The following is a 19,831-nucleotide window of genomic DNA, read 5'->3' as shown; positions in this document are numbered from 1 at the left end:
GGAACAGCCCGGCACGGGCCTACCGAGGAGCAGAGACCGGCCGACCCGATGGCGGCCGGGTGCCGCGGCTGCGGAGGTGGACATGGCCAGGACCGCGACGATGACCTGCGACGCATGCGGACGCACCGCCCCCTGGAACCCCTGGGGTGCCTGCTCCATCTCCTGCTTCGACCGGCCGCGCCCCACCTCCGAGGAGCAGCGGGACATGGTCGACGCCGCCCCGGAGGCGCTCGCCTGGTTCCCCGGCATCTCCCCCGGCGTCTGCGCGGACGACGGCGGGTAGGCCTCGGTGCTGCCCCTTCGCCCTGCCGGTCGACGTTGCGCTCGCCCGCCCGGTCACCGACTTCCCGTCCGACGGGGGCTTGAGCCTGGAGCCGAAGTGGGACGGTTCTCCAGACACGTAGATGTGTCTCATGCTCGGTGTTCGCTGACGCTTTGCCTGGGATAGCGTCCCGGTGTCCTTCCTGCCCGTCGGCCTGCCTCGACGGCAAGAACTAGCTGATGAAACCGCAACTACTACACTCCCCGCGTGTCTTCCCATCAGCTGATAGGCCTGGCCAGCAGCATCACCGTCCTCACTGCCATGGCCGTGCGCATTCTCCGCGCGCGGACCAGGGGACCGGCACGGCCGGCGGTGACGCCACCGGCATTCGGGTACCGGGCGCATGGCGGTTCCAACCGCATCGACCAGACGCTGCACATCATCAACCCGAACGCTGTCGACGTGGCGCCGGTCCTCGAGTTCACTCCTGTGAGCAGCGACGGGCGTGTCTTGCCCGGGGTTCGGGTCGGCACGGCGTACGGCAGTGACCGGGGCGAGCTGGTGGTGTGTCCGGGCGATGGCTTCGACGTGCTGAACTTCTCGGGTCCGGGCGCGGACCAGGTGGCTGATGTCCTGGTGACCGTCAAGAAGCTCGTGGCACTGCCCACGACCAGCCCGGGCGGTTACATCGATGCGAGGCCGACCCGCGGCGGGGCCGCGGTCAGCAGGTTCGCCCCGTTCGACGCGGTCGTCATGCACAACCCGCACCCGGTGCCGGTCAAGTTGCGCGTGGTGCACCTGGTCTACGACTCGCCGCCGCCGGGGGCCTCGCAGCAGGTCGTGCACCGAACCCCGATCGGGGGGCTCGCCGTGGTGCCACCCCAGGGGGACCTGGTGGTCCAGGTCCCTGCGTCCGCCGCGGCGCTGATCCGCGAACGTGGAGCCGGGCGAGCCGTCAGCGTCAAGACGTACCCGTCCCGGTAGCAGGAGCAGTCAGATGCCACTCTGACGTGTCGGCCGCCGGGCCCGGTTCGCGGCGTCCTCGCGGGTCCAGGAGCCGGCCCCCGAGCGGCACGCGCAGCCTGGCGCGGCCCAGGAGCACAGTTCTGTCCGGGCAGACGGCGTGCAGCGTGGCGGGCCAGCTCGCGCAGGTTGACGGCCGCACCCGTGGGAGGGGCGGGCGTTCTCGGCCGGGTGGGGCAGCGCAGGCCTGCTCGCCCCTTCGGGGGCGAAAACCGCTCTGCCCCTGTCGCCGAGACACTGCACAGTCTGGAGAACGACGGCTGGCGGGCGTTGCTGCGCACCGGTCCCGCCGCCAGGGTGTTCAGCCGGTATGGCACTGACCTCACTCGTGCGATGGCCGACGTCGCTCACATCGTCGGACGGCTGCCCGAGGCGGTTGTCGACGGCGAGCTCCTGGCCGTCACCGACGACGGGCGGGTCTCCTTCGGGCTGCTGCGGAGTCGCTCGGGCAAGGGCCCACGGCCGGGCGCCGGGTTCAGCGTCGTCTCCTCCGCCGGCGGGCTGATCGCGGCCGCCAGCGCCGCCGCTGGCCGGAGGTTGACCTCACCCCGGACCTGCTCTCACCAGCGGGAACATGAGGAGCTACGCTCGGGACCGGTGAGACCCGGCTGGCGTGACGCGGGGCCCGAAGTCGCGGTCACTGTCACTTCGACCGACATCGAAACTGGTACGGACGTATCGATGTCGGTATAACTTCCTCGATTCGTCGCCACCGAGCGAGTCTGTTTTCTTCGTTTCGTTTTGCTGTGCGGGTCTATCGATGCGGAAGCAACGGTTTGATGTTTGCTTCGGTAATCGCACGGATCCTCAACCCAGCTATTGCTGAAGGACATTTAGCGCATCCGATTGTGTCTCCAATCGCGGATGCACGTAGACTGTGGCGAGCCGGCAGCACGTTGTGCGGGCATGGAGAAGGCCCCTCCCCGGCAGGAGTGGAGTCCGTACCGGGTCAGGGCCCTCTCAGTTACCCAGCAGTACCCCGGCGCCCCAGTCTTCAGCTGGGGCGCCCGCTGCGTCCTGAGGTCAGTCGAGGAACAAGTCGATGACCCTCAGGAGGAGCAGGAGGTAGCGGCCCACCACGTCGGCGGTCTCCACCTTCCGGTCCGTGCTGCTGGCATCGGTCACAGCGGGCCGGGGACGCTTGCGCTTCCCCCTGCCGGACGGGCCGCCGGTGTACTTGCCCCCGCCGCTCGCATGATCCCGAGCCATGTCGCCCTCTTCCTAAGCCCAGGCATGGGGTGGCCTGGATGCACCCCGCCCATCCGGGAAGGAGTGGGTGGGCGGCTCCGGGCCGGCACACCGGCAGGCCGACGATCAGAAGAGCGCGACAACCCTGAGTGTAGACGTGCCGGTGGGACCAGAGCTAATTTCGCACGGATATCGCATCGTGAATGGCCCTGCGGCCGGGCGTATCTGTCGGTGCCTCACCCGCCGTCCGCTATTTCGGGCAGTTCAGCCGCCTGCAGGGCGTGCCCCGGCCCTTCGGTGCGCCGGGCCGGGGCCGGCGGTCAGCGCAGGCCGGCCATCTCCTCGATGCGGTCGGCCAGGCGCCGGGAGGGGCGGGTGACGATCCCGTCGGTGCTGTCGGCGCTGTCGTCGGCGCTGTCGTCGGCGCGGGCGACCAGCCGGCTGACCTCGTCGGCCAGCACGTCGGGCGAGGGAGCGTCCTCGGGACGTCCGCCGTCGATGAGGACGGGGGCGCTGCGGAAGTAGTCGTCGACGTCCGGGACGCTGGGCGCGGGGATCCCCGCCTCGGGGTCCGCCTCGCCCTCGACGGCACGCTCGAACCAGAGTTTGGCCAGCGCCAGCTCGCCGCGGCCGAGGTGGAAGAGGAAGAGGATGTGGGCCGACGTCTGGTCGCCCGCCCCGGCTCCGAGCTGCCACCAGAACTGCGCGCTGGCCGAGTGCCCGACGAGGTGGAGCAGGCATCTGTAGATCCGGAACGCCTCGATCTCCTGGTCGAGCTGAGCCGGGGCCAAGCCCTCGTAGCGCAGCTGGCTCTCTCCGTCGACGAGGTCCTCGTCGACGGCGAACTCGGCGATGTGGGCCAGCCCGGCCTGCCCGGCGGCGGTGCGGGCGAGGTCGTCCAGGCACGCGCGGGCCAGGCTCTGCTCGGCCCACCAGCCCAGCGGGGCCTGGCGGCGCGCGCGGATCCCGGCGACGTCGCTGGAGATCCGGCGCAGCGCCGCGGGGATGTCGAAGTCGTCGTCGTCATCGTCAAAGCGAGCACCAAGGCGGTGGGCCAGCAGGGCGTCGAGCTGGTCGGCGGCGGGGCGGGTCATCGATGGCCTCCTTCACGGCGTGGCCCGGGGACGTGGGGGTGCAGGAGATGGCGGGCGGTCAGGTCCGCGGCGAGCGCCTCGTTGGCGCGGCGGAAGTGGTAATCGACGGTGCGGGGATGGATCCCGAGGATGACTGCGGTGAAGTTCGCCGTGTAGCTCATGCACTCGCGCAGCAGGTAGACCTCGCACTGCCGGTCCTGCAGCGCGGCCATGGCCTGGTGGAGCCCGCAGCCGCCGTCGATCCGGTCGAGCGCGTCCCGGACCTCGTCCAGCCACAGGCGGGCCTCGGCGAGCCGTATGGTCAGGCGGTGCTCACGGGCCAGGCGGTGGATCTCGTACATGACCGCGCCGGCCAGCACGTCGTCCGCGTCGCGCTGCGGGTCGGCGCCGGCCAGGAGCTCCGCCCAGTTGGCGGCCATGTAGGAACGCAACACCGTCGAACGGGCCATCAACAAGCTCAAGCACGCCAGAGCGGTGGCCACCCGACACGACAAGCGCGGCTACGTCTACCTCGGCACCATGACCGCAGCGGCCCTTGTCATCTGGCTCCGCACTTGATCGCCGCCCGGACAAGTCCTATCCGAGCAGCGGTCCCGGGGCCGCTCCGCGTCGTCCGCTCCGCCACGACGGTGGAGCCCGTCCGCTCGAAGACCCGCGGCTCCGCGCTGCGGTGACGCACCGCCCGCTGCGAGCGGCGGAAGTGCTCGTAGCGAACGGTGCGAGGCAGTTTCAGCACGTGCTGCTCGGCGTCGGGGAACCGGAGCCGTTCGTACTCCGGCAGGCCCACGGTGGGGAGCCAGCGGCAACCGCGCCGACTGCCGGTGGGGTCAAGCAGGCAGATGACCGGCCACGAACCCCCGCGGTTCCCCCGGGACCTTCCCCGTGTTCAGGCGCCGCACCGCCTCCGCCACGAACAGCGCAGTCGGGATGGCCGCGGCCGGCACCGTCCACCACGGCAGGCCGGCCCAGAACGCGAGCACCGCGGGCATGACGCAGGAGAACAGCATCCAGAAGAAGAACGACCGGGCGAGAGCGAACGTGGTGGGACGGCCGGTGAACAGTAGTGCGCCCAGGGCGGCGGCGAGCATCGCCAGCAGCGCGACGGCAGTGCCCAGCCCGGCGATGAGCTGCGCCTCGTCGCGGGGCTCGTCGACGGAGGCCTGCGCGACGCCGGCCCGCTCCAGGCGCATCACCTGACCGCGCCACACCGTGCCGTCCACCCGGTCGCCGGGCTTCAGGTCCTCCAGCAGCGGTCCGGGATTGCCGAACCGCACCGTGCCGCTCCAGGACGGCGCGCCGTCCAGAGTTGCCAGGTGGTCCTTGTGCCGCAGGACCGTGCCGCTGACGGTGAACGGCACGGTGCGCACGCATTCCTCGACCGCCGCGCCCGGGCTCTCGGCCGGGCAGGTCGCGGCGACCGAGTACGAGCGGGACCGCTCGGCGTCGTCCGGCATCCGGACAGCGAACACGTACCAGGCGGCCGCTGCCGGGACGAGCGCCGCAGCAGCGAGCAGCGCGCCGCCGGTGCGGGTCCATGGCGAGGGACGGTGGGTCATGATGGTTCTCCCCCCAGTCCGGTGCGTGGCCGGAACGCCTGGGTTGCCGTCGCCGGGGCGTGCCGCCCCGCCCCCTTCCGGGATCGGACGGCACCGGGCGGCCGAAACGCCGGACGGTGTCTCAGTTCTCGGAATCTGTCCGAAGTCCACTGAAGCCCTGTGGACGGTGTGTAACGCCTGAGAGGGCCGGGGCCGGCGTGAGGGGCGGCGGGTCCGCAGCCGCGGCCGGGCCAACGGCGTGCCGGCGGACCTCGCGTCGAGCGCCACGCACACCACCCCCGGACCGGCCTGCGGACACAGCTGTCCCTTGTTCGCCGACCAGGCTTCCCGGCACTCCTTCGTGCACGCTACCGGACTCCGCCCCGGCTTCACACACGGATTCGCCAGGGCGCCCGGACCGATCCGTCGACCGGCACTCCTGGTAACCGGCCGTGCGCGTGGGGCGGGAACTTCCTCCCTCGCTCGGCTCGTCCAGTCCAAACCGCGTGCCGGTCACCACCTCGGGAGAGCCGGCGGCACACATCCCGCAGCGCCGCCGGGGGAGCGACCCCCGCGCGGCTAATGACCCCACCCGTCCACGCCGGCCCCGAACCTGATCGACCGGACAAGTCCTGGGAACATTGTCCTCCGGCCGATCCGGCGGTGCCGCACCCGCTTCGCTGTATCTTGCCGGACGGCGGCGTGACGGCCCTTCCGCTCGGCGCGTTGGGCTTCAGCCGCGTGGGGCCCCGACGAGGGGCTCTTCGGCGCCCGCACCCGCCGGTTTCGCTGAGGTAGATCAGACGGGGCGGGGCCCGGATGCTTGCCTGGCCAGGCGGCTTGCCGGCCTCCTGGGCCGTCCCGAGCTGCCCGCGATGTGCTGCACAGCGGTCACGCCGTACATGCGGTGTCTTCTGCAGTTGTCATGCGGCCACAAGGGGTGTCAGGCCTGGCTACCGCCAGGGATCTCGGTCCAGCCAGGGGTCCGCTGGCCGGTGTTGTAGTCCGCATCCTCGGTGTACATCTTGTGGGTCGATCCCCAGGGCGTAGACGTGGACCACGTTGTTGACGGTCCCGCTGGTCAGCGCCTTGAAACCACTCGCGCATGCGGTGCGGGGCCGCTGGTGTGGCGGCCCCGCGTGGTGGGTGTCGGGTGGTCAGCTCCAGTTGCCGGTGACGGGGGTGTCGCCGGGGTTGCCGTAGGTGATGACGCTGTCCGGGGTGCCGGCGTAGGCATTGTTGAGGGCGAAGGTGGCGGTGCTGGGCCGGTAGACGCCGAAGGTGGTACGGCCCTTGCCGGCCCAGTCACCGACGATGGGCAGGTCGCCCTGGTTGCCGTAGATCGCGGTGCTCACGGTGCCGTCGTCGTGGCGCAGCGCGAAGGTGTTCTGGGAGCCGTTGGCGGCGGGGCGGAAGACGCCCATCTGGGTGTGGCCCACGCCGTCCCAGTCGCCGACGATCGGGATGTCACCCGGGTTGCCGAAGACCACCGAGTCCGTGCTGCCGTTGTCGTGGCGGACGATGAAGGCGTTCGTCGAAGGCCGGTAAACAGCCATCTGGGCGTGGCCGTTGTGGTCCCACATCCCCGGCACGGGAATGTCACCGGGGTTGCCGAACACCAGCGAGTCGCTGGAGCCGTCGTCATGCCGCAGCGCGAACGTGGTCGTGGAGGGCCGGAACACACCGAGCTGGTCGTGGCCCACACCGTCCCAGTCCCCCGTGATCGGGACGTCACCGGGCTGCCCGAACCCGGCCGACGTCGTCGCACCCGATCCACTACGCAACGCCCACGTCCCGTCCCGGAACACACCCACGGCGGAGGGGCGGATCGTCACGGGCGGGGCGTCGTCGACGATGTTGTTGTAGCGCAGGGCGGTGTAGTTGCCGGTGGGCCAGCCTTCGAGGCTGCTGCTGTTGATGTTCGCCTTGGTGGGGCCGTGGGTGGGGTCGTACTTGTTGCTCTCGGCGTAGTAGGTGAAGTCTCCGGTCGACTGGTTGGTCCAGCCGGCGAACAGGAACGTGTGGTCCGCGGTGTAGTCGAGTGCGTCGCCAGCCTTCAGCTGGGAGAAGCTGATCGTGGTGGAGACGTTCGGCAGGGTCTGGGTGGTCAGGCTGTCGGTCAGGTGCCAGGCCATTGAGACGTAGCCGGAGCAGTCCTCGCGGTAGGTGCCGTTGGCGTCGGTCTTGTAACCCTGCTGGTTGTAGGGGACGCCCTCGTTGACCCAGCTCTGGGCGCGGGCCAGCACCTCGCTGCGGGTGATGGTGCCGCCCGCGGTCGAGGCCGCCTGTGCCGGGGCGGCTGCCGTGAACAGGGTGGCGCCGACGCCGGCGGCGACGAGCGTGGCGAGCGAGCGGGCGGCAGCGCGGGAGACGCGGGACATGGACGGGTTCCTTCTCGGTGTCGGGTGGTGATGAAGTCGGATGGTGAGCGCCGCTAGGAGTGCTGCTCGGCGGCCGCGGGCGCGGTGTTCAGCTGGGTGGCCAGGTTGGTCAGAGTGGTTCGGTCGTCGGCCGCCGTCAGCGCGTTGGCGCCGGGGGTGTCTGCGGGGACGGCGAACTGGAGGACTGCCAGGACGTTTTGGTGGCGGACCAGGTAGATGTGGCCGGTCTGCGGGCCGGGGGCGGACATCCCGGCGACAGCGGTCCACTGACGCGCGTAGGCGGTGCCCTCGGCGGTTGTCGCCGTCGTGGCGACCTGGGCGTCCTGCGCCAGCTTCGCGGCGCTCTGCAGGGCGCGGGACTGCTGCTGGCAGGTGTTCATGGCGTTCAGGACGTCCGTGTACGCCTGCTGGGCGGTCGTGGCGTCGGTGAAGGTGAACGTGTCCTGGACGGCCGGGGTCTTGAAACTGCTGACGTAGCCCTGCTGCTGCCAGGTCGTGGCGCCCTTGACGGCGGCGCACTCGTTGAGGCGCACATCGTGGGTGGTGGCCCTGGTGTTCGGCTGCGCGATCGGCTTCCATGCGGCGGCGGCGTTGTCGGGCAGCTTCGCGGGAGGCAGGGGGGCGGGTACGACCGCCGACACACGGTCCGTCTGCTGGGGGGCGGCCGCCGTACCTGGTGCGGGAGAGGTGGGCCGCGCTGCTGCGGTGCCGGTGGCTGTCGGCTTGTCGGTGGGCGTCTGCGGCGCCTGGCTGGCCACTCCGGACGGCGTGCTGGTCGGCGTCGCGGCCGGGGCGGACGGGGCCGCCGGGGCGGTTGAGGCTGCAGCGGACGGTGTTGCAGCGGATGGCAGCGGGGCCGGCGTGCCGGCGGGCGCCACCGCCGAGGCCTGAGCACCGGTATCGAGGCCGGCCCAGGCGAAACCGCCGGCGGCGACGGCGCACAGCGCGACGGCAGCGCGGACGAGAGTCGAAGTCTTGGTGGCCACAGGGGTTCTCCTGGGTTGGGCGCGGATCAGGTGGTCGGGCGTCAGGGCGATGGCGGTGAAGGGCGGTCCGGAAGACTCGCTCAGGGCGTGCCGGCAGGGCGTGCGGCCCGGGGCAGGGTTGCGGCAGGAAGGCAGAGGGCGCCGGCGAAGGCTTGGAGGTGCCAGGAAGGCGGTGAATCGAGCGAGGCCTGGGTTCGTGTCACAGGCCCGGAGGCCGGCCGGACGGTACCGGGCCGGGCGGGCGTGGTGCTCAACCGGCGGTGACGCCCTCGTGCGCCGTGAGCGGCTCGGGCGACAGGTAGCGCCGGTTGAGCCAGGGCGAGGTCCGGTGGCTTCGGGCGATCAGGGTGTGGACGCGCTGGAGAGCGCTGGGCGCGTCGGGGGAGTCCAGGGTCAGCAAGTAGAACAGGAGGTCGACCCGTCCGGGTTCGGGACGTGCGCTGAGGTGCTGGAGCCCGTCACCGGGCACGGAGTGGGCCCACAGGGCGTCCACGACCGCGGCTTCGTGGTTCGACTGGACGCCGTCGTCGGACTGTCGGGGGATCAGGCTGGCGTAGATGATCTCCATGACCGGCTCATCCGCCCCAGCCGATGCTCTCCAGGGACACCGCCGGGGCGGGGGCGCCGACCGTGGCCGCCACGGCGGCGGAGGGTGCGAAGGCGATTGCGGCGAGGGAGACGGTGGCGACCGCGGCGGCCTGGGCGATACGGGTGCGGAGCATGGTGGGAGTCCTTCACTGCTGATGGGTGTGGCTGTCCTGTACCGGTAGGGCGCCCCGCGGTTGGCGCTTCGTCCGGTTGCCGCCCGGGGTCTCTCCCTGGCGGCGATGAACAGCTTTGCCGCTCGCCGACGCCGCCGGAAGGTGTTCCGGTTGTCGCCTATCGGACTGTCCGGAGTCGGACATGAGTGACATGCACCCGACAGGCGCTAGGGCAGTGACCTGCGACGCAATCCCCGCACGCATGGTGCGAGACGGCACAAAAGGGTCGAATGGGCCTTGAGTGAAGCATCGGAAGGCTGTTTGGATGATCTTGAACGTTTGAGCGCCCGACAGGGCTACCGGGGGGAAACATGCTCGAGGTGCTGGGCTGACCGCACCCGCCGCAGCGGTGTACCAGGCCATGCTCGACCATCCCGCTTTCAGCGTGGATGACATCGCCACCCACTGCGGCCTGACCCCCGTCCAGGTGCACGACCACCTCGACGAGCTGGGCCGACTCACCCTCGTGCGCGCCTCCGCCGATCGGCCCGGGCAGATGCGCGCCGTGAGCCCCGACATCGGCCTGGCCGGCATCCTCGCCGGCCAGGAGGCCGAACTCGCCGCCCGCCAGGCCCAACTGGCGGCCTCACGCGCCGTCGTCACCCGCATGGTCGCCGAACGCGCCGAGCACCGCACCACCCACGGCGAACGTCTCCTCGGCATGGACGCCATCCGCAGCCGCCTCGAACGGATGGGCCACAGCGCCACCACCGAAGTCCTCAGCAGCCAGCCCGGCAACCAGCGCCCCGAGGACCTCGCCGCCAGCCGCCCCGCCGACGCCGAGGCGCTCGGGCGCGGCATCACGATGCGCACCCTCTACCAGGACGCCACCCGCAACCAGCGCCATGTCGCGGCCTACGCTCACTGGCTCCTCGGCCAGGGCAGTGAAGTCCGCACCGCCCCCACCATCCCCCAGCGCATGGTCGTCTTCGACCGCACCCAGGCACTGGTCCCCATCGACCCCGCGGACAACCGCAAGGGCGCCCTGTACGTCACCGAACCCGGCATCCTCGCCGCCCTCCTCGACTTCTTCGAACAGGCCTGGAACACCGCCGTCCCCCTCGGCGCCACCACCCCCGAAGACCCCCAGACCAGCCTCACCCCCACCGAACGCGAACTCCTGCGCCTGCTCAGCTCCGGCCTCACCGACGACGCCGCCGGCCAGCGCCTCGGAATCTCCTCACGCACCGTCGGCCGCCACATGTACTCGATCATGGAACGCCTCGGCGCCAGCAGCCGCTTCGAAGCCGGCATCAAAGCCGCCCACCAAGGCTGGCTCTAAACCACCCGCGCGTGTCTGCCCGTCGCCTCTGCCAGGACGGCGGGTCGAGGCGCCCTTATCGACGGGCAGGCTCGGCGTTCGACCGCGTGGAAACCCCGGCGGGAGCTCCACCTGGGCGCACCCCGACGCCGCGGTCATCACCAGCTTCCCCGGCCTCGGGGCGCTCAGCGGCGCCCGGGTCCTCGCCGAGATCGGCGAGGACCGCAACCGCTTCGCCGATGCCAAGGCGCTCAAGGCCTACGCCGGATCAGCGCCCGTCACCCGTGCCTCCGGCAAGAGTCACGCGGTCATGGTCCGCCGGGTCAAGAACCAGCGCCTGGCCGCAGTCGGCTACGTCTGGGCCTTCGCCTCACTCACCGCTTCACCCGGCGCCCGGGCCCACTATGACCGCCGCCGCAAGGCCGGCGACCGCCACAGCTCCGCCCAGCGCAACCTCTACAACCGGCTCCTCGACTGCCTCCACCACTGCCTCACCACCGGCACCCCCTACAACGAGAGCACCGCCTTCCCAGCCCCGCCCAAGCTCGAACTGGCCATCGCTGCCTGACTGTTCTCCGTCACCTACCTTGACCACCTCGCTGCTCCGCTCTCGATGCAGCGCGAGCCGCCCTCATACTCAACCAGTTCATGCGTCTCCGGCGTCCAGGCGCTCAGATGACTCGAGCAGATACTCGGGCAGCTTGGAGCTTGCCGCCAATACCTCGATACCGATGAGGTGGCTTTGTTCGCCAGAACCGACAGCACATGTTCAGCACTTCGGGAGGCGCCCAAGCCACGCCGTGTTCGATGTTCACGAGAATCGACAGCACCCCGCTTCCGGACTGACTTCATCTCCGTCAGCAGGCACTCATCGCCGCTCCAGGCTCCGCAGCCCTCTTGGACTGCGAGGCAGACGACGAGGAGCCCGACGATGGAGTCGGGCTCGGTGAGATAGACCTTGGGCCTGTGGCTATGGCGTGACGTCCAGCTCGGTGGACATACCGGCCGTGTAGTGGCCGGGGAAGTTGCAGACCAGCTCGTAGCGGCCGGGCTGCAGCGTCATGGTGGTCCATCCCGTCGCGCCGGAGGTGATGCCGTCCCCGGCACCGGCGCCGCAGCTGCGCGAGACCTCGCCCAGGCTGCCGGCCTCATCGACACGCCCATCGGGACCGGCAGCGCGCTCTCCTGCACTCTGGCCCGCCGGCAAGGGCAGCACGACGACCTCGTGTGTGAGGGCTCCCGCATTGAGCACCCGCAGCGACACCGTCCCGGCCGCGACCGTACCCGGGTGGGCCACCAGACGCATCATGCGCATGCCGTGCCAACCGGGGCCGCCGCTCATCGGGGTGCGTCCGTTGGGGCCGCCCATCATGCCCGGCCCCATGTCGGCCGCGGTCACATCGACCACCCGGCCCGGCAGAGCGGGCGCACCACACCGCGCACCCGGTGCCCGCCACGTCGCTGGTGCTGTACTGCGGAAGGCGCCGGTGGTGGCGAGCAGCACTGTCGTGGCGATGCCGAGCACGAGGGCAGCCGCCGCCCCGGCCAAGGCCACCCGTATCCGGCGCCGACGGTCCTCGCTCACCGGTGCTCCCGGAGCAGTGCGAGCCGGTGTTTGTACTCGTCGTCGTCGATCTCCCCGCGGGCGAACCGCTCGGCCAGCACGTCCTCGGCTCGCCGGCTGCCCCGGCCCGGCTCGCCCGGAGGTGGGGGCGGGCCGGGCTGACGGCCGCGGTGGGCGCTGGTGAGGTAGTGGACGAGCGCAATGACACCGGTGATCAGCAACGCCCAGAACAGCACCATGAACACGCCCATGACGAGCCAGCCGCCCCAGCCCCAACCGCCGTACCACATCATGTCGATCACCATCCTCGGCCGGTGAGCACGTCTCCTGACTCCAGTGTCGACGTGCTGCCGTCAGTGCGCAGAGGGGCCATATGGCCCCTTGCCCCGTCCAGCGACGGGCAGACGCGGGCGAGGTCGGTGCTGTCGGAAACCCGTGAACATTTCGATTTGCCTCCTGTGCCGGATGCCTCCCGAACCGGTGAACAAGTGCTGCCGTTCTCATGGACAGAGCCACGGGCGGGCCACGACCGCGGAGACTCACCACTTCCGGGCGTTTCCCACCAGTCCCGGGGGTGTCAGAACGCGGTGCGGCTCTGGCTCCTGGAGTCGTTGTCGGCTCGCTGGTCGGTGTAGAGGCCGGCGCGGGCCAGCCGCCGCCAGGGCCGGGCACGGCGCACCGCGATGTCGATGTCCGGCTCGGTCGCATCGAGGTCGAGGTCGGCGAGGGCGAGGGCGGGGTGGTTGTCGGCGGGGGCGCGGGTGAGCCAGCGTCCGCCGGGGGGGGGGACGATGCCGGAGGGGGTGTTGGCGGCGAACTGGGCGGGGACGGCGTAGCCGAGCCAGTAGTTGTAGAGGGTGCCGTAGGCCTGGGCGACGGTGGCGCGGGCGGGGTCGTCGACCATGACGGACAGCAGGACGCAGTCGACGTCGAGGCGTTCGTACTCGGCGAACAGGATGGGGAAGTTCGCTTCGATGCAGATGGCCAGGCCGAAGCGGACGCCGTCCACGTCGAACACCGTCGGTTCGGGCCGGCCGGGGGTGTAGAGGTAGGACAGTTCGGTGTTCGACAGGAACCGCTTGTCGTAGCGGGCGACCAGGTCCCCGTGGTCGGAGACGACGTAGAGGCTGTTGTGCGGACGCCTCGGCGGTGTGAGCGGGTGGAGTGATCCGAAGACCGTCCACAGGCCCAGCTCGCCCGCCAAGGCCGCGATCCGCTGCGCCTCCTCGCGCAGGACGTCCCACGCGGCGCCGGTCCAGTCCGCCGGCGCCCCGATTCCGTCGGGGCCGGTCGCCACCACCCGCTTGTCCGGGTAGACGAGAGCGCCCTCCGGAAACTGCACCAGCCGCGCCCCCGCCCCGGCGACCTGGCGCATCAGCGCCCGAACCTCCTCACCCGCCGCCCGAATCGCCACCCGGTCCCCCGGATCCCCCGGCACCGTGCTCTGCGCCACCGCCAACCGCAACGTCCCGACCATCCGGCGACCGTACCGGCGCGCCCGATCCCTCACCCGGCCCGCGCCGGGAACATCACCCACACGTGTCCCTGGCCACAGCACACTCACCAGCGCCCCGGGCCAAAACTCACCACCCGCCTGTGAAACTTCCCACCGCAGATCAGCAGGTCGGGTGACCCGCGAGGTTAAACCGTCTCGACTTCCGTGCTCCCGCTAGGGCGGGTATCGGGTCGTGATCAATCTGTGGGATTCGCCCTCATGGCGAGGCCTGATCAGGTAGATCTGTCGCGTGACGCGAGTGCAACTGACTGATGCGGAGTGGGAGTTCATCGAGCCGTACCTGCCGATCGGCGAGTACGGCCCGTATCCGGAGCGGCTGCGGCGGCAGTTCGAGGGCGTGATCTGGCGGTTCAGGACCGGAGGGCAGTGGCGGGAGATGCCGGCGGAGTTCGGCGCGTGGTCGACCGTCTCCAACCGCTTCCGGCAGTGGCGTGACGCGGGCGTCTTCGAAGCCCTGCTGGAGGGCGCGATTGCGGAGGCCGCGAGGCGGGGCGAGGTGGACTTGTCGCTGGTCAGCGTGGATTCCACCACCGTTCGGGCCCACCACGACGCCGCCGGGATGCACCTGCGCCCCGACGCCCTGGCGGCCCTGGAGAAGGCCGCCGACGAGGCGGAGAATGCCCGGCAAAAAGGGGCGGCCCGGAGGAACAAGACGGACAGGACACCGCAGATGATCCGAAACGCGAAGAACGACGACGTGCCCGGCGGCGGCGCAAGCTCCGCCTGAAGGCCGCACTGCTCGGACGCTCCAGAGGCGGGCAGACCAGCAAGATCCATGTTGCCGGCGAGCGGAAGTGCCGACCGCTGGTGTTCGTGCTGACCGAGGGGCAGGCCGCCGACAGCCCGCAGTTCATCCCCGTGCTCAGGAAATTACGGGTCCGTGGGCCGGTCGGCCGTCCCCGCACCCGGCCCGACGCGGTCGCCGGGGACAAGGCCTACTCGTCCCGCGGCAACCGCGCCCACCTGCGCGGGCGCGCGATCAAGGCCGTCATCCCGGAGAAGAAGGACCAGGCCGCCAACCGGAAGAAGAAGGGCAGCAAGGGCGGTAGGCCCGTCAGCCACGACGCCGACCTCTACAAGGAGCGCAACACCGTCGAGCGCCTGATCAACAAGCTGAAGGCCTGGCGAGGCATCGCCACCCGCTACGACAAGACGCCCGCCAGCTACCTCGCCGGCCTCCACCTTCGCGGCGCAATGATCTGGATGTCCTGTGCCACCAGACCTTGACCGTGTGCCACTGAACTTTGACCACGGCACGGTTTGTGTCACTGAAGATTGACCGCCCAGGTCTGCGCCCTGGAGGACCGTCTGGCGGAAGGGTGCCACGACGGCTCCAGACGGCGCTTCTTGAGTGGCTCTGGGGTGGAGTAGATGCGAGGGCCGTGCTGGTCGCACGGCCCTCGCACCGGGTGTGGGGCGCCCCGTTCCCGCCCTCGTCGTCCGGATCTGCACATGGTAGTGAGCTGTGCGGTGTGCCCTGTCACCTGTACGCGGTGCTGAGCTGCACTGTTGGTGAGGAATCGAACCCCTGCGTTGCTCTTCACGCACCAAGGGCCGGATAAACCGCCGACCCGCGGTGTGTGCACGCCTCCGTGACGACTACCTGCTTCCCACACCCAGCTTGTGGGGTCAGTCCTCGATCAGGTCAATCTCCCAGTTGGCGCGCTGGATCAGGGTGTCCACCTCGCGGATCTCCTTGGCCAGGACGTCCGCCTGGGCGTGGAGCTCGGCGACCGGCAGGGCGGAGAGGATCCTGAGTTCGGACCGCAACTGCCGTACGGCTCCGCGCTGGTCGCGCCCGGACGCGGCGTCGGCAGCCGCGGTAGTCACCGAGTGGCGCAGCCGCAGGACGTCCCGGCGGGCGAGGGCGTCGGTAAGGGTGCCGCCGCCCTCGATGAGCGCGGTGGAGTTGGTCCGGTTGATCTGACGGATCAGCCGCTCCAGCTCGTCCAGTACCTCTCCGGCCTGGGCCAGGACTTCCGCCGCGTTCTCGGCCGGTTCCTCGCCCTCCTGGTAGCGGGCGCTGCCGACGACGCGCGCTCGCAACTGCTCCACCCGCCGCACCGCAGCCGCGCGCTGGGCGAGCGCTTCAGCCAGTTTCACCGCGTCATCACCTCTACGTCTTACTGATCGTCCGGTAAGTATGCACGTCGGTGCCTGACAGCGCGGTTCGCGGGGTGGGGCCGGCCGGACTGACCCGGCGGGCGCCGGGTGGGTTCATGGAACGACCATCACGGGTCCGGTGAGACCAGCCAGATCCAATGAGACCGGGAAGTCCTGACCTGGGCGGTCAATCTTTGATGACACAAACCGCTCTCCGTCAACCTTCGGTGGCAATCGGTCAAGGTCCGGTGGCACGGGACACTGGATCAAAGACCTCAACACGACCACTCCTTGATCGCGACCAAATACGCTCCCTAGTTCGAGGCCGCCCTCGCAGCCTGACCCACACGCCGAACGTGTCAGTCAGCTCACTGGGATGCGGGTTTCCATGGCGTGACCCATGGGTCAGCCCACGCTTCGGCGGCGGCGAGCAGCGGATCGAAGGTTGCGCCGTCAAGGCTCTCGCGAATGACGTCTGCGTGGCCGCCGTGGCGGGAGGTTTCCTCGATCAGGTGCAGCAGCACCCAGCGGACCGACCATTCCCTTACCTCCGCCGGAATCCACGGGGCACCCGGCGGCACCGGAACCGGCTGCCCGAGGTCCGGAATTGCGGCGATCACCGCGTCGGTCCGCTCAGCCGCTTCCTCGTACGCGGCCAGGACGTCGGCCAGGGTCTCGTCGGGGGCGAGCCGGAATTCGTCGGCGGCCGACTCGTTCGCGTCCCGCTGCGTCCGGCGCGGCTGCTGGAGGATGAGGTCGGTCCAGAAGCTTTCGCACCGTGCGGCGTGCTTGATGAGACCGCCGATACTCAATTCGCTGGCAGACGCTGCCATGCGGGCCTGCTCGTCGGTCAGACCGTAAGCGGTGACCCGCAGCGCCCGCCGCTGGTGGGCGAGGTATGCGGTCAGTCCGGTGCGCTCGTCGGCGACGGGTGGGACGACTCTCGGCATGGGCCACTCCTTTAGCGCTTGCAGGGTATTGCAGAAAGTTTCAGCGAGACCCTACTGTCACTCTCAGCCGTCGTACATGGGACGGAGCGACCCGATACCCGCTCGGCACCAGGCCCACCGGCCGCGGCGTTGGCGGACGATGCCGCCAATACGAAGCAACGAGAGAGAGCCCAGGCCATGCCTGCACACGTACCGCCGGTCGCCGATGAGCGCGAAGGCCTCATCGCCTACCTCACCCAGCAGCGCCAGGCTCTGCGCGCGACTGCCCACGGACTGACGGACGATCAAGCGAGGATGACGCCCACCGCCAGTGAGTTGAGCATCGGAGGTCTCATCAAGCACGCCGCACGGTGCGAGGCCGGCTGGACCGACCTGATCCTCCAACGCCAGCGCGGCCCGCAGCGGACGGCAGACGAGAGCGACTCCGCCGAATTCGTGCTCACCGACGAGGAGACGCTCGCAGACGCGCTGGACCAGTACCAGGCCGCAGCGCAGGAGACGGACGCGGTGATCGCCAGCATCGCCGATCTCGGCCATCCTGTGCCCGTCCCGCGGGGCCTGCCGTGGTTCCCTTCAGACGTCAAGAACTGGTCCGTCCGGTGGGTGCTGCTGCACCTGATCGAGGAAACCTCCCGCCATGGCGGCCACGCCGACATCATCCGCGAAACCATCGACGGCGCTACGCTCTTCCCCCTGCTCGCCTCCGCCGAACAGTGGCCTAACCCCTGGTTCGCGCCCTGGCAGGCGCCGGTTGGCTGAACAACGTCGCTCGGGCGCGGTGGTAATCGGCGGCGTCGAAGGGGGGCCCGGGCGGCGCTGATCACCGCGAGGGCGAGCAGCATGGTCGCGGTGGAGCAGAACACCACCGGCCCGATCACGATGGTCTGCACCCGGCGGCGCTTCATCGCGGCCCGGGAAGCACGCCAAACCGCACCGCTCACGATGGCCACCCTGCCGCTGCTGCGCCGCTTCGGCGACGGCGCCGGCCGATCCTTCGCGCCGTCGCGGGCGCGGCGGGCGCGGCGGGCAGCGGCTGCGGCCTTCTGCTCGACGGCGAGGAGCCGGTCGCCGTCCGGGTTGTCCAGTTTCCCTGTTTGGTCTGCGTGTTGAAGCGGATCGAGAGGGGTGCTCGGTGTCGATCTGGAGAGTGTTCTGGGTGCGGGGAGACCATGCCTGCGGAGGCGTACGGTCCGGCCTCCTCCCGCGGGTGGGTCGCATCCGGCGGCGAGGAGAACGACGGCCTGTGCGCCTGGCGGAACCTCGGCATGATCACCTCCCGCACGGCTCCTTCGCCAGCCCGCCTGAAGCAACGCGGCCGGTGGCTGCGCGATGACCAGCAGCCAGCCGTTCCCGGCAGTGCCGGCGGCTGCAAGACCGAGTGGTGCTCAGCGGGAGCGCCGGAGGTCGTCCGATGGTCCCGCGCACGGTCTCGGAAGCGGGGGCAGCGTGTACCAGCCGGCCTCCATGAAGTTTTCCGTCATTCGGATGACCCTTCTCGGTCCCCTAACCGTCGGCAACTCACTGTCTCTCATCTGCCGACGAGGAGAGTGATCGTGGTTCAGAACCAAGCGAACCGCCGGCGCCGGCGCAGGCCTCGGCGTCCTCTCGCCCTGGTGGTGGCGGCGGTGGCGGCGGGAGCCGTCGTCGTCGGGATCGGTGCGGCGAGCGGCTCGTTCGAATCCCACCCGGCGCCCCCGCCAAGGCGGCGGAAGCGGCCACCGCGAGCCCCGGGCAGCTCGGGGATCCGGAGGGCGCCACCAAGGCGGCGGGAGCGGCCACCCGAGGCGCGACCGCGCCCGGGAAGCCCGCGCACGACGACGGCAACCATGTCCCGCTGACGGCCGTTCCCAAGAGCGATCCGGCCAAGGGACTGGTGTACAGCGGGCTGGTCGTCGAACGATCCCTGCGCGGGCGAGCTCAAGTCGGCGGACGGCCTGTGCACCCACGAACCCGATGCCGCTCCCGAGGGCGTGGACATCCACAAGAGCGTCCCGCCGGTCGTACCCGCCACCGAGACGACCCCCAGCCCCACCGGCGGATCGAGCCCGTCGCCCGCCGCCACCGATCTGCCGCAGGGCACGGCGGCCTGGGACATCAGGACCCTCCCCGGCAAGGGCGGCTCCACACCGAGCCCGTCGAAGGCACCCACCGGCACGGGCAGCCCCACACCGAGCCCGTCGAAGGCACCCGTCGGCACCGAGGTGGTCTGCGACGGCGACGGCACCACCGGCAACCGGGTGCAGGTCCTCTACGTCCACGGCCCGGGCCACGACCGGTTCGCCGAGTACCGGGACTCGATCAAGAAGTGGGCGGCGGACGTGGACGTCATCTACCGTGCGAGCGCCGAACAGACCGGCGGCAACCGGCACGTCCGGTACGTCACCGACCCGAACTGCACGGCCAATGTGCTCGACGTCGAGGTCCCGGCGGCGGCACTGGGCGACTGGAGCGGGGTCAACAAGGAGCTGGTGGACAAGGGGTTCAACCGCAAGGACCGCAAGTACATGATGTTCACCGACGCCCAGGTGTACTGCGGCCTCGGCAGCTTCGCCAACGACGACCGGGCCGGTCAGGACAACCCGAGCAACTTCGGGCCCTCGTACGCGCGCATCGACTCCGGCTGCTGGGGCGCCCACGCCGCGGCGCACGAACTCGGCCACAACCTGGGCGCTTCGACGAGGTCGCCGCCTGGTACGCACAGACGGGCGAACTGGTCGACGTCAGCACCCACCACCTGATCGACCCCGTGATCACCCCCGGCCAGGACGGCGACCACCGCATCACCGTCGACTTCGCCTGGGAAGGCATCACCCGCACCGGCCAGCCCATGACCGCCCGCACCCGCCACGACTGGACCCTCACCGACACCGGCGAACGCTACCTGCGCCTCAAGCGCTTCCACGTCACCGCCCTGGAACCCTTCACCCCCGTGACCGCCGAAGAAGCCCTCACCCACCACGACGCCGCACACTGAACCGGCCTGTGGGCCACGGGAGTGGGGCCGCCCCGATGTACGGCACGCGCCGCACCGCCCGGCCGCCGCCAGCCTCAGGCTCTGGTCATGGAGGGGTCCGACACCGGGGTTGTCACCTGATGTCGCCCCAATGATCACGAGGTGGCGGGTTTCTTGGCGTGGGGGGCAGCACCCCCTCCCCCACAAACCCCCTCCCCCCCTGCGCGCTAGAGGCTCCCCCCACCCCCCTCCGC

At 70.4% G+C, this 19,831-nt stretch carries 21 protein-coding genes and 2 pseudogenes; 9 read left to right on the top strand and 14 right to left on the bottom strand.

The features are described 5' to 3' along the window. Positions 1–82: 82 nt before the first annotated feature. Both ACFQ87_RS33455 and ACFQ87_RS33450 read left to right on the top strand, forming a co-directional pair. A complete protein-coding gene (locus ACFQ87_RS33455; RefSeq protein WP_380614655.1) occupies positions 83–283 on the top strand; it encodes a hypothetical protein in 201 nt (66 codons plus the stop codon). A gap of 246 nt (positions 284–529) precedes the next feature. Beyond that, positions 530–1,246, top strand: coding sequence for a hypothetical protein (locus ACFQ87_RS33450; RefSeq protein WP_380614654.1), 717 nt, complete (start codon positions 530–532; stop codon positions 1,244–1,246). A gap of 1,062 nt (positions 1,247–2,308) precedes the next feature. Here the strand turns inward: ACFQ87_RS33450 and ACFQ87_RS33445 are convergent. The 9 genes from ACFQ87_RS33445 to ACFQ87_RS33405 all read right to left on the bottom strand — a co-directional run bounded on the left by ACFQ87_RS33445 (position 2,309) and on the right by ACFQ87_RS33405 (position 9,191). Beyond that, positions 2,309–2,494 (bottom strand): hypothetical protein, encoded by a 186-nt coding sequence (locus ACFQ87_RS33445; protein WP_380614653.1) that lies wholly within the window; start codon positions 2,492–2,494, stop codon positions 2,309–2,311. A 299-nt stretch (positions 2,495–2,793) separates the two neighbouring features. After that, positions 2,794–3,567 (bottom strand): hypothetical protein, encoded by a 774-nt coding sequence (locus ACFQ87_RS33440; RefSeq protein WP_380614652.1) that lies wholly within the window; start codon positions 3,565–3,567, stop codon positions 2,794–2,796. Next, positions 3,564–4,016, bottom strand: coding sequence for a hypothetical protein (locus ACFQ87_RS33435; protein ID WP_380614651.1), 453 nt, complete (start codon positions 4,014–4,016; stop codon positions 3,564–3,566). The genes ACFQ87_RS33440 and ACFQ87_RS33435 overlap by 4 nt, the downstream gene beginning before the upstream one ends. 89 nt (positions 4,017–4,105) lie before the next feature. After that, entirely contained in the window at positions 4,106–4,354 is a 249-nt protein-coding gene (locus tag ACFQ87_RS33430) for a DUF5988 family protein (RefSeq protein WP_380614650.1), read from the bottom strand. A 40-nt stretch (positions 4,355–4,394) separates the two neighbouring features. Beyond that, positions 4,395–5,123, bottom strand: coding sequence for a hypothetical protein (locus tag ACFQ87_RS33425; RefSeq protein WP_380614649.1), 729 nt, complete (start codon positions 5,121–5,123; stop codon positions 4,395–4,397). 1,136 nt (positions 5,124–6,259) lie between these two features. Continuing rightward, complete coding sequence (locus tag ACFQ87_RS33420; RefSeq protein WP_380614648.1) at positions 6,260–7,483, bottom strand: hypothetical protein; 1,224 nt, start codon at positions 7,481–7,483, stop codon at positions 6,260–6,262. Between the two features lie 53 nt (positions 7,484–7,536). Then, on the bottom strand, positions 7,537–8,469 hold the full coding sequence (locus ACFQ87_RS33415) for a hypothetical protein (RefSeq protein WP_380614647.1): 933 nt from the start codon (positions 8,467–8,469) through the stop codon (positions 7,537–7,539). A gap of 250 nt (positions 8,470–8,719) precedes the next feature. Continuing rightward, positions 8,720–9,037 carry a hypothetical protein gene (locus ACFQ87_RS33410; protein WP_380614646.1) on the bottom strand — a complete coding sequence of 106 codons (318 nt, stop codon included), beginning with the start codon at positions 9,035–9,037 and terminating at the stop codon, positions 8,720–8,722. Between the two features lie 7 nt (positions 9,038–9,044). Next, positions 9,045–9,191 (bottom strand): hypothetical protein, encoded by a 147-nt coding sequence (locus ACFQ87_RS33405; RefSeq protein WP_380614645.1) that lies wholly within the window; start codon positions 9,189–9,191, stop codon positions 9,045–9,047. Positions 9,192–9,615: 424 nt separating this feature from the next. On the opposite strand from ACFQ87_RS33405, the gene ACFQ87_RS33400 reads away from it, so the two are divergent. Both ACFQ87_RS33400 and ACFQ87_RS33395 read left to right on the top strand, forming a co-directional pair. Further along, positions 9,616–10,512, top strand: coding sequence for a LuxR C-terminal-related transcriptional regulator (locus tag ACFQ87_RS33400; RefSeq protein ID WP_380614672.1), 897 nt, complete (start codon positions 9,616–9,618; stop codon positions 10,510–10,512). 118 nt (positions 10,513–10,630) lie between these two features. Continuing rightward, a pseudogene (locus tag ACFQ87_RS33395) lies at positions 10,631–11,059 on the top strand (transposase); the annotation flags it as partial. A gap of 402 nt (positions 11,060–11,461) precedes the next feature. On the opposite strand, the gene ACFQ87_RS33390 reads toward ACFQ87_RS33395, so the two are convergent. The 3 genes from ACFQ87_RS33390 to ACFQ87_RS33380 form a co-directional block, all read right to left on the bottom strand. Then, positions 11,462–12,076: a hypothetical protein gene (locus ACFQ87_RS33390; RefSeq protein WP_380614644.1), complete on the bottom strand. Its 615-nt coding sequence runs from the start codon at positions 12,074–12,076 to the stop codon at positions 11,462–11,464. Continuing rightward, positions 12,073–12,360, bottom strand: coding sequence for an SHOCT domain-containing protein (locus ACFQ87_RS33385; protein ID WP_380614643.1), 288 nt, complete (start codon positions 12,358–12,360; stop codon positions 12,073–12,075). Before ACFQ87_RS33385 ends, ACFQ87_RS33390 begins: the two co-directional genes overlap by 4 nt. A gap of 272 nt (positions 12,361–12,632) precedes the next feature. Next, positions 12,633–13,532 (bottom strand): carbon-nitrogen hydrolase family protein, encoded by a 900-nt coding sequence (locus ACFQ87_RS33380; protein WP_380614642.1) that lies wholly within the window; start codon positions 13,530–13,532, stop codon positions 12,633–12,635. A gap of 268 nt (positions 13,533–13,800) precedes the next feature. Between ACFQ87_RS33380 and ACFQ87_RS33375 the strand changes: the two are divergent. Beyond that, positions 13,801–14,798: pseudogene (locus tag ACFQ87_RS33375) on the top strand (IS5 family transposase). A 402-nt stretch (positions 14,799–15,200) separates the two neighbouring features. On the opposite strand, the gene ACFQ87_RS33370 reads toward ACFQ87_RS33375, so the two are convergent. Then, a complete protein-coding gene (locus ACFQ87_RS33370; protein WP_380611199.1) occupies positions 15,201–15,674 on the bottom strand; it encodes a DIP1984 family protein in 474 nt (157 codons plus the stop codon). A gap of 368 nt (positions 15,675–16,042) precedes the next feature. After that, positions 16,043–16,624 (bottom strand): DinB family protein, encoded by a 582-nt coding sequence (locus ACFQ87_RS33365; protein WP_380614641.1) that lies wholly within the window; start codon positions 16,622–16,624, stop codon positions 16,043–16,045. Positions 16,625–16,753: 129 nt separating this feature from the next. Between ACFQ87_RS33365 and ACFQ87_RS33360 the strand changes: the two genes are divergently transcribed. The 4 genes from ACFQ87_RS33360 to ACFQ87_RS33345 all read left to right on the top strand — a co-directional run bounded on the left by ACFQ87_RS33360 (position 16,754) and on the right by ACFQ87_RS33345 (position 19,598). Beyond that, a complete protein-coding gene (locus ACFQ87_RS33360) occupies positions 16,754–17,383 on the top strand; it encodes a DinB family protein (RefSeq protein WP_380614640.1) in 630 nt (209 codons plus the stop codon). A 90-nt stretch (positions 17,384–17,473) separates the two neighbouring features. After that, positions 17,474–17,734 (top strand): hypothetical protein, encoded by a 261-nt coding sequence (locus ACFQ87_RS33355; protein ID WP_380614639.1) that lies wholly within the window; start codon positions 17,474–17,476, stop codon positions 17,732–17,734. Positions 17,735–18,594: 860 nt separating this feature from the next. Continuing rightward, positions 18,595–19,362 carry a hypothetical protein gene (locus ACFQ87_RS33350; RefSeq protein WP_380614638.1) on the top strand — a complete coding sequence of 256 codons (768 nt, stop codon included), beginning with the start codon at positions 18,595–18,597 and terminating at the stop codon, positions 19,360–19,362. 8 nt (positions 19,363–19,370) lie between these two features. Continuing rightward, positions 19,371–19,598, top strand: coding sequence for a hypothetical protein (locus ACFQ87_RS33345; RefSeq protein ID WP_380614637.1), 228 nt, complete (start codon positions 19,371–19,373; stop codon positions 19,596–19,598). Positions 19,599–19,831 lie beyond the last annotated feature (233 nt).

Source organism: Kitasatospora sp. NPDC056531 (assembly GCF_042794375.1).
In the GTDB taxonomy this organism is placed as follows: Bacteria; Actinomycetota; Actinomycetes; order Streptomycetales; family Streptomycetaceae; genus Kitasatospora.
Note: the sequence above shows the minus strand (reverse complement) of the source record. Positions and strands in the feature narration are given on the sequence as shown.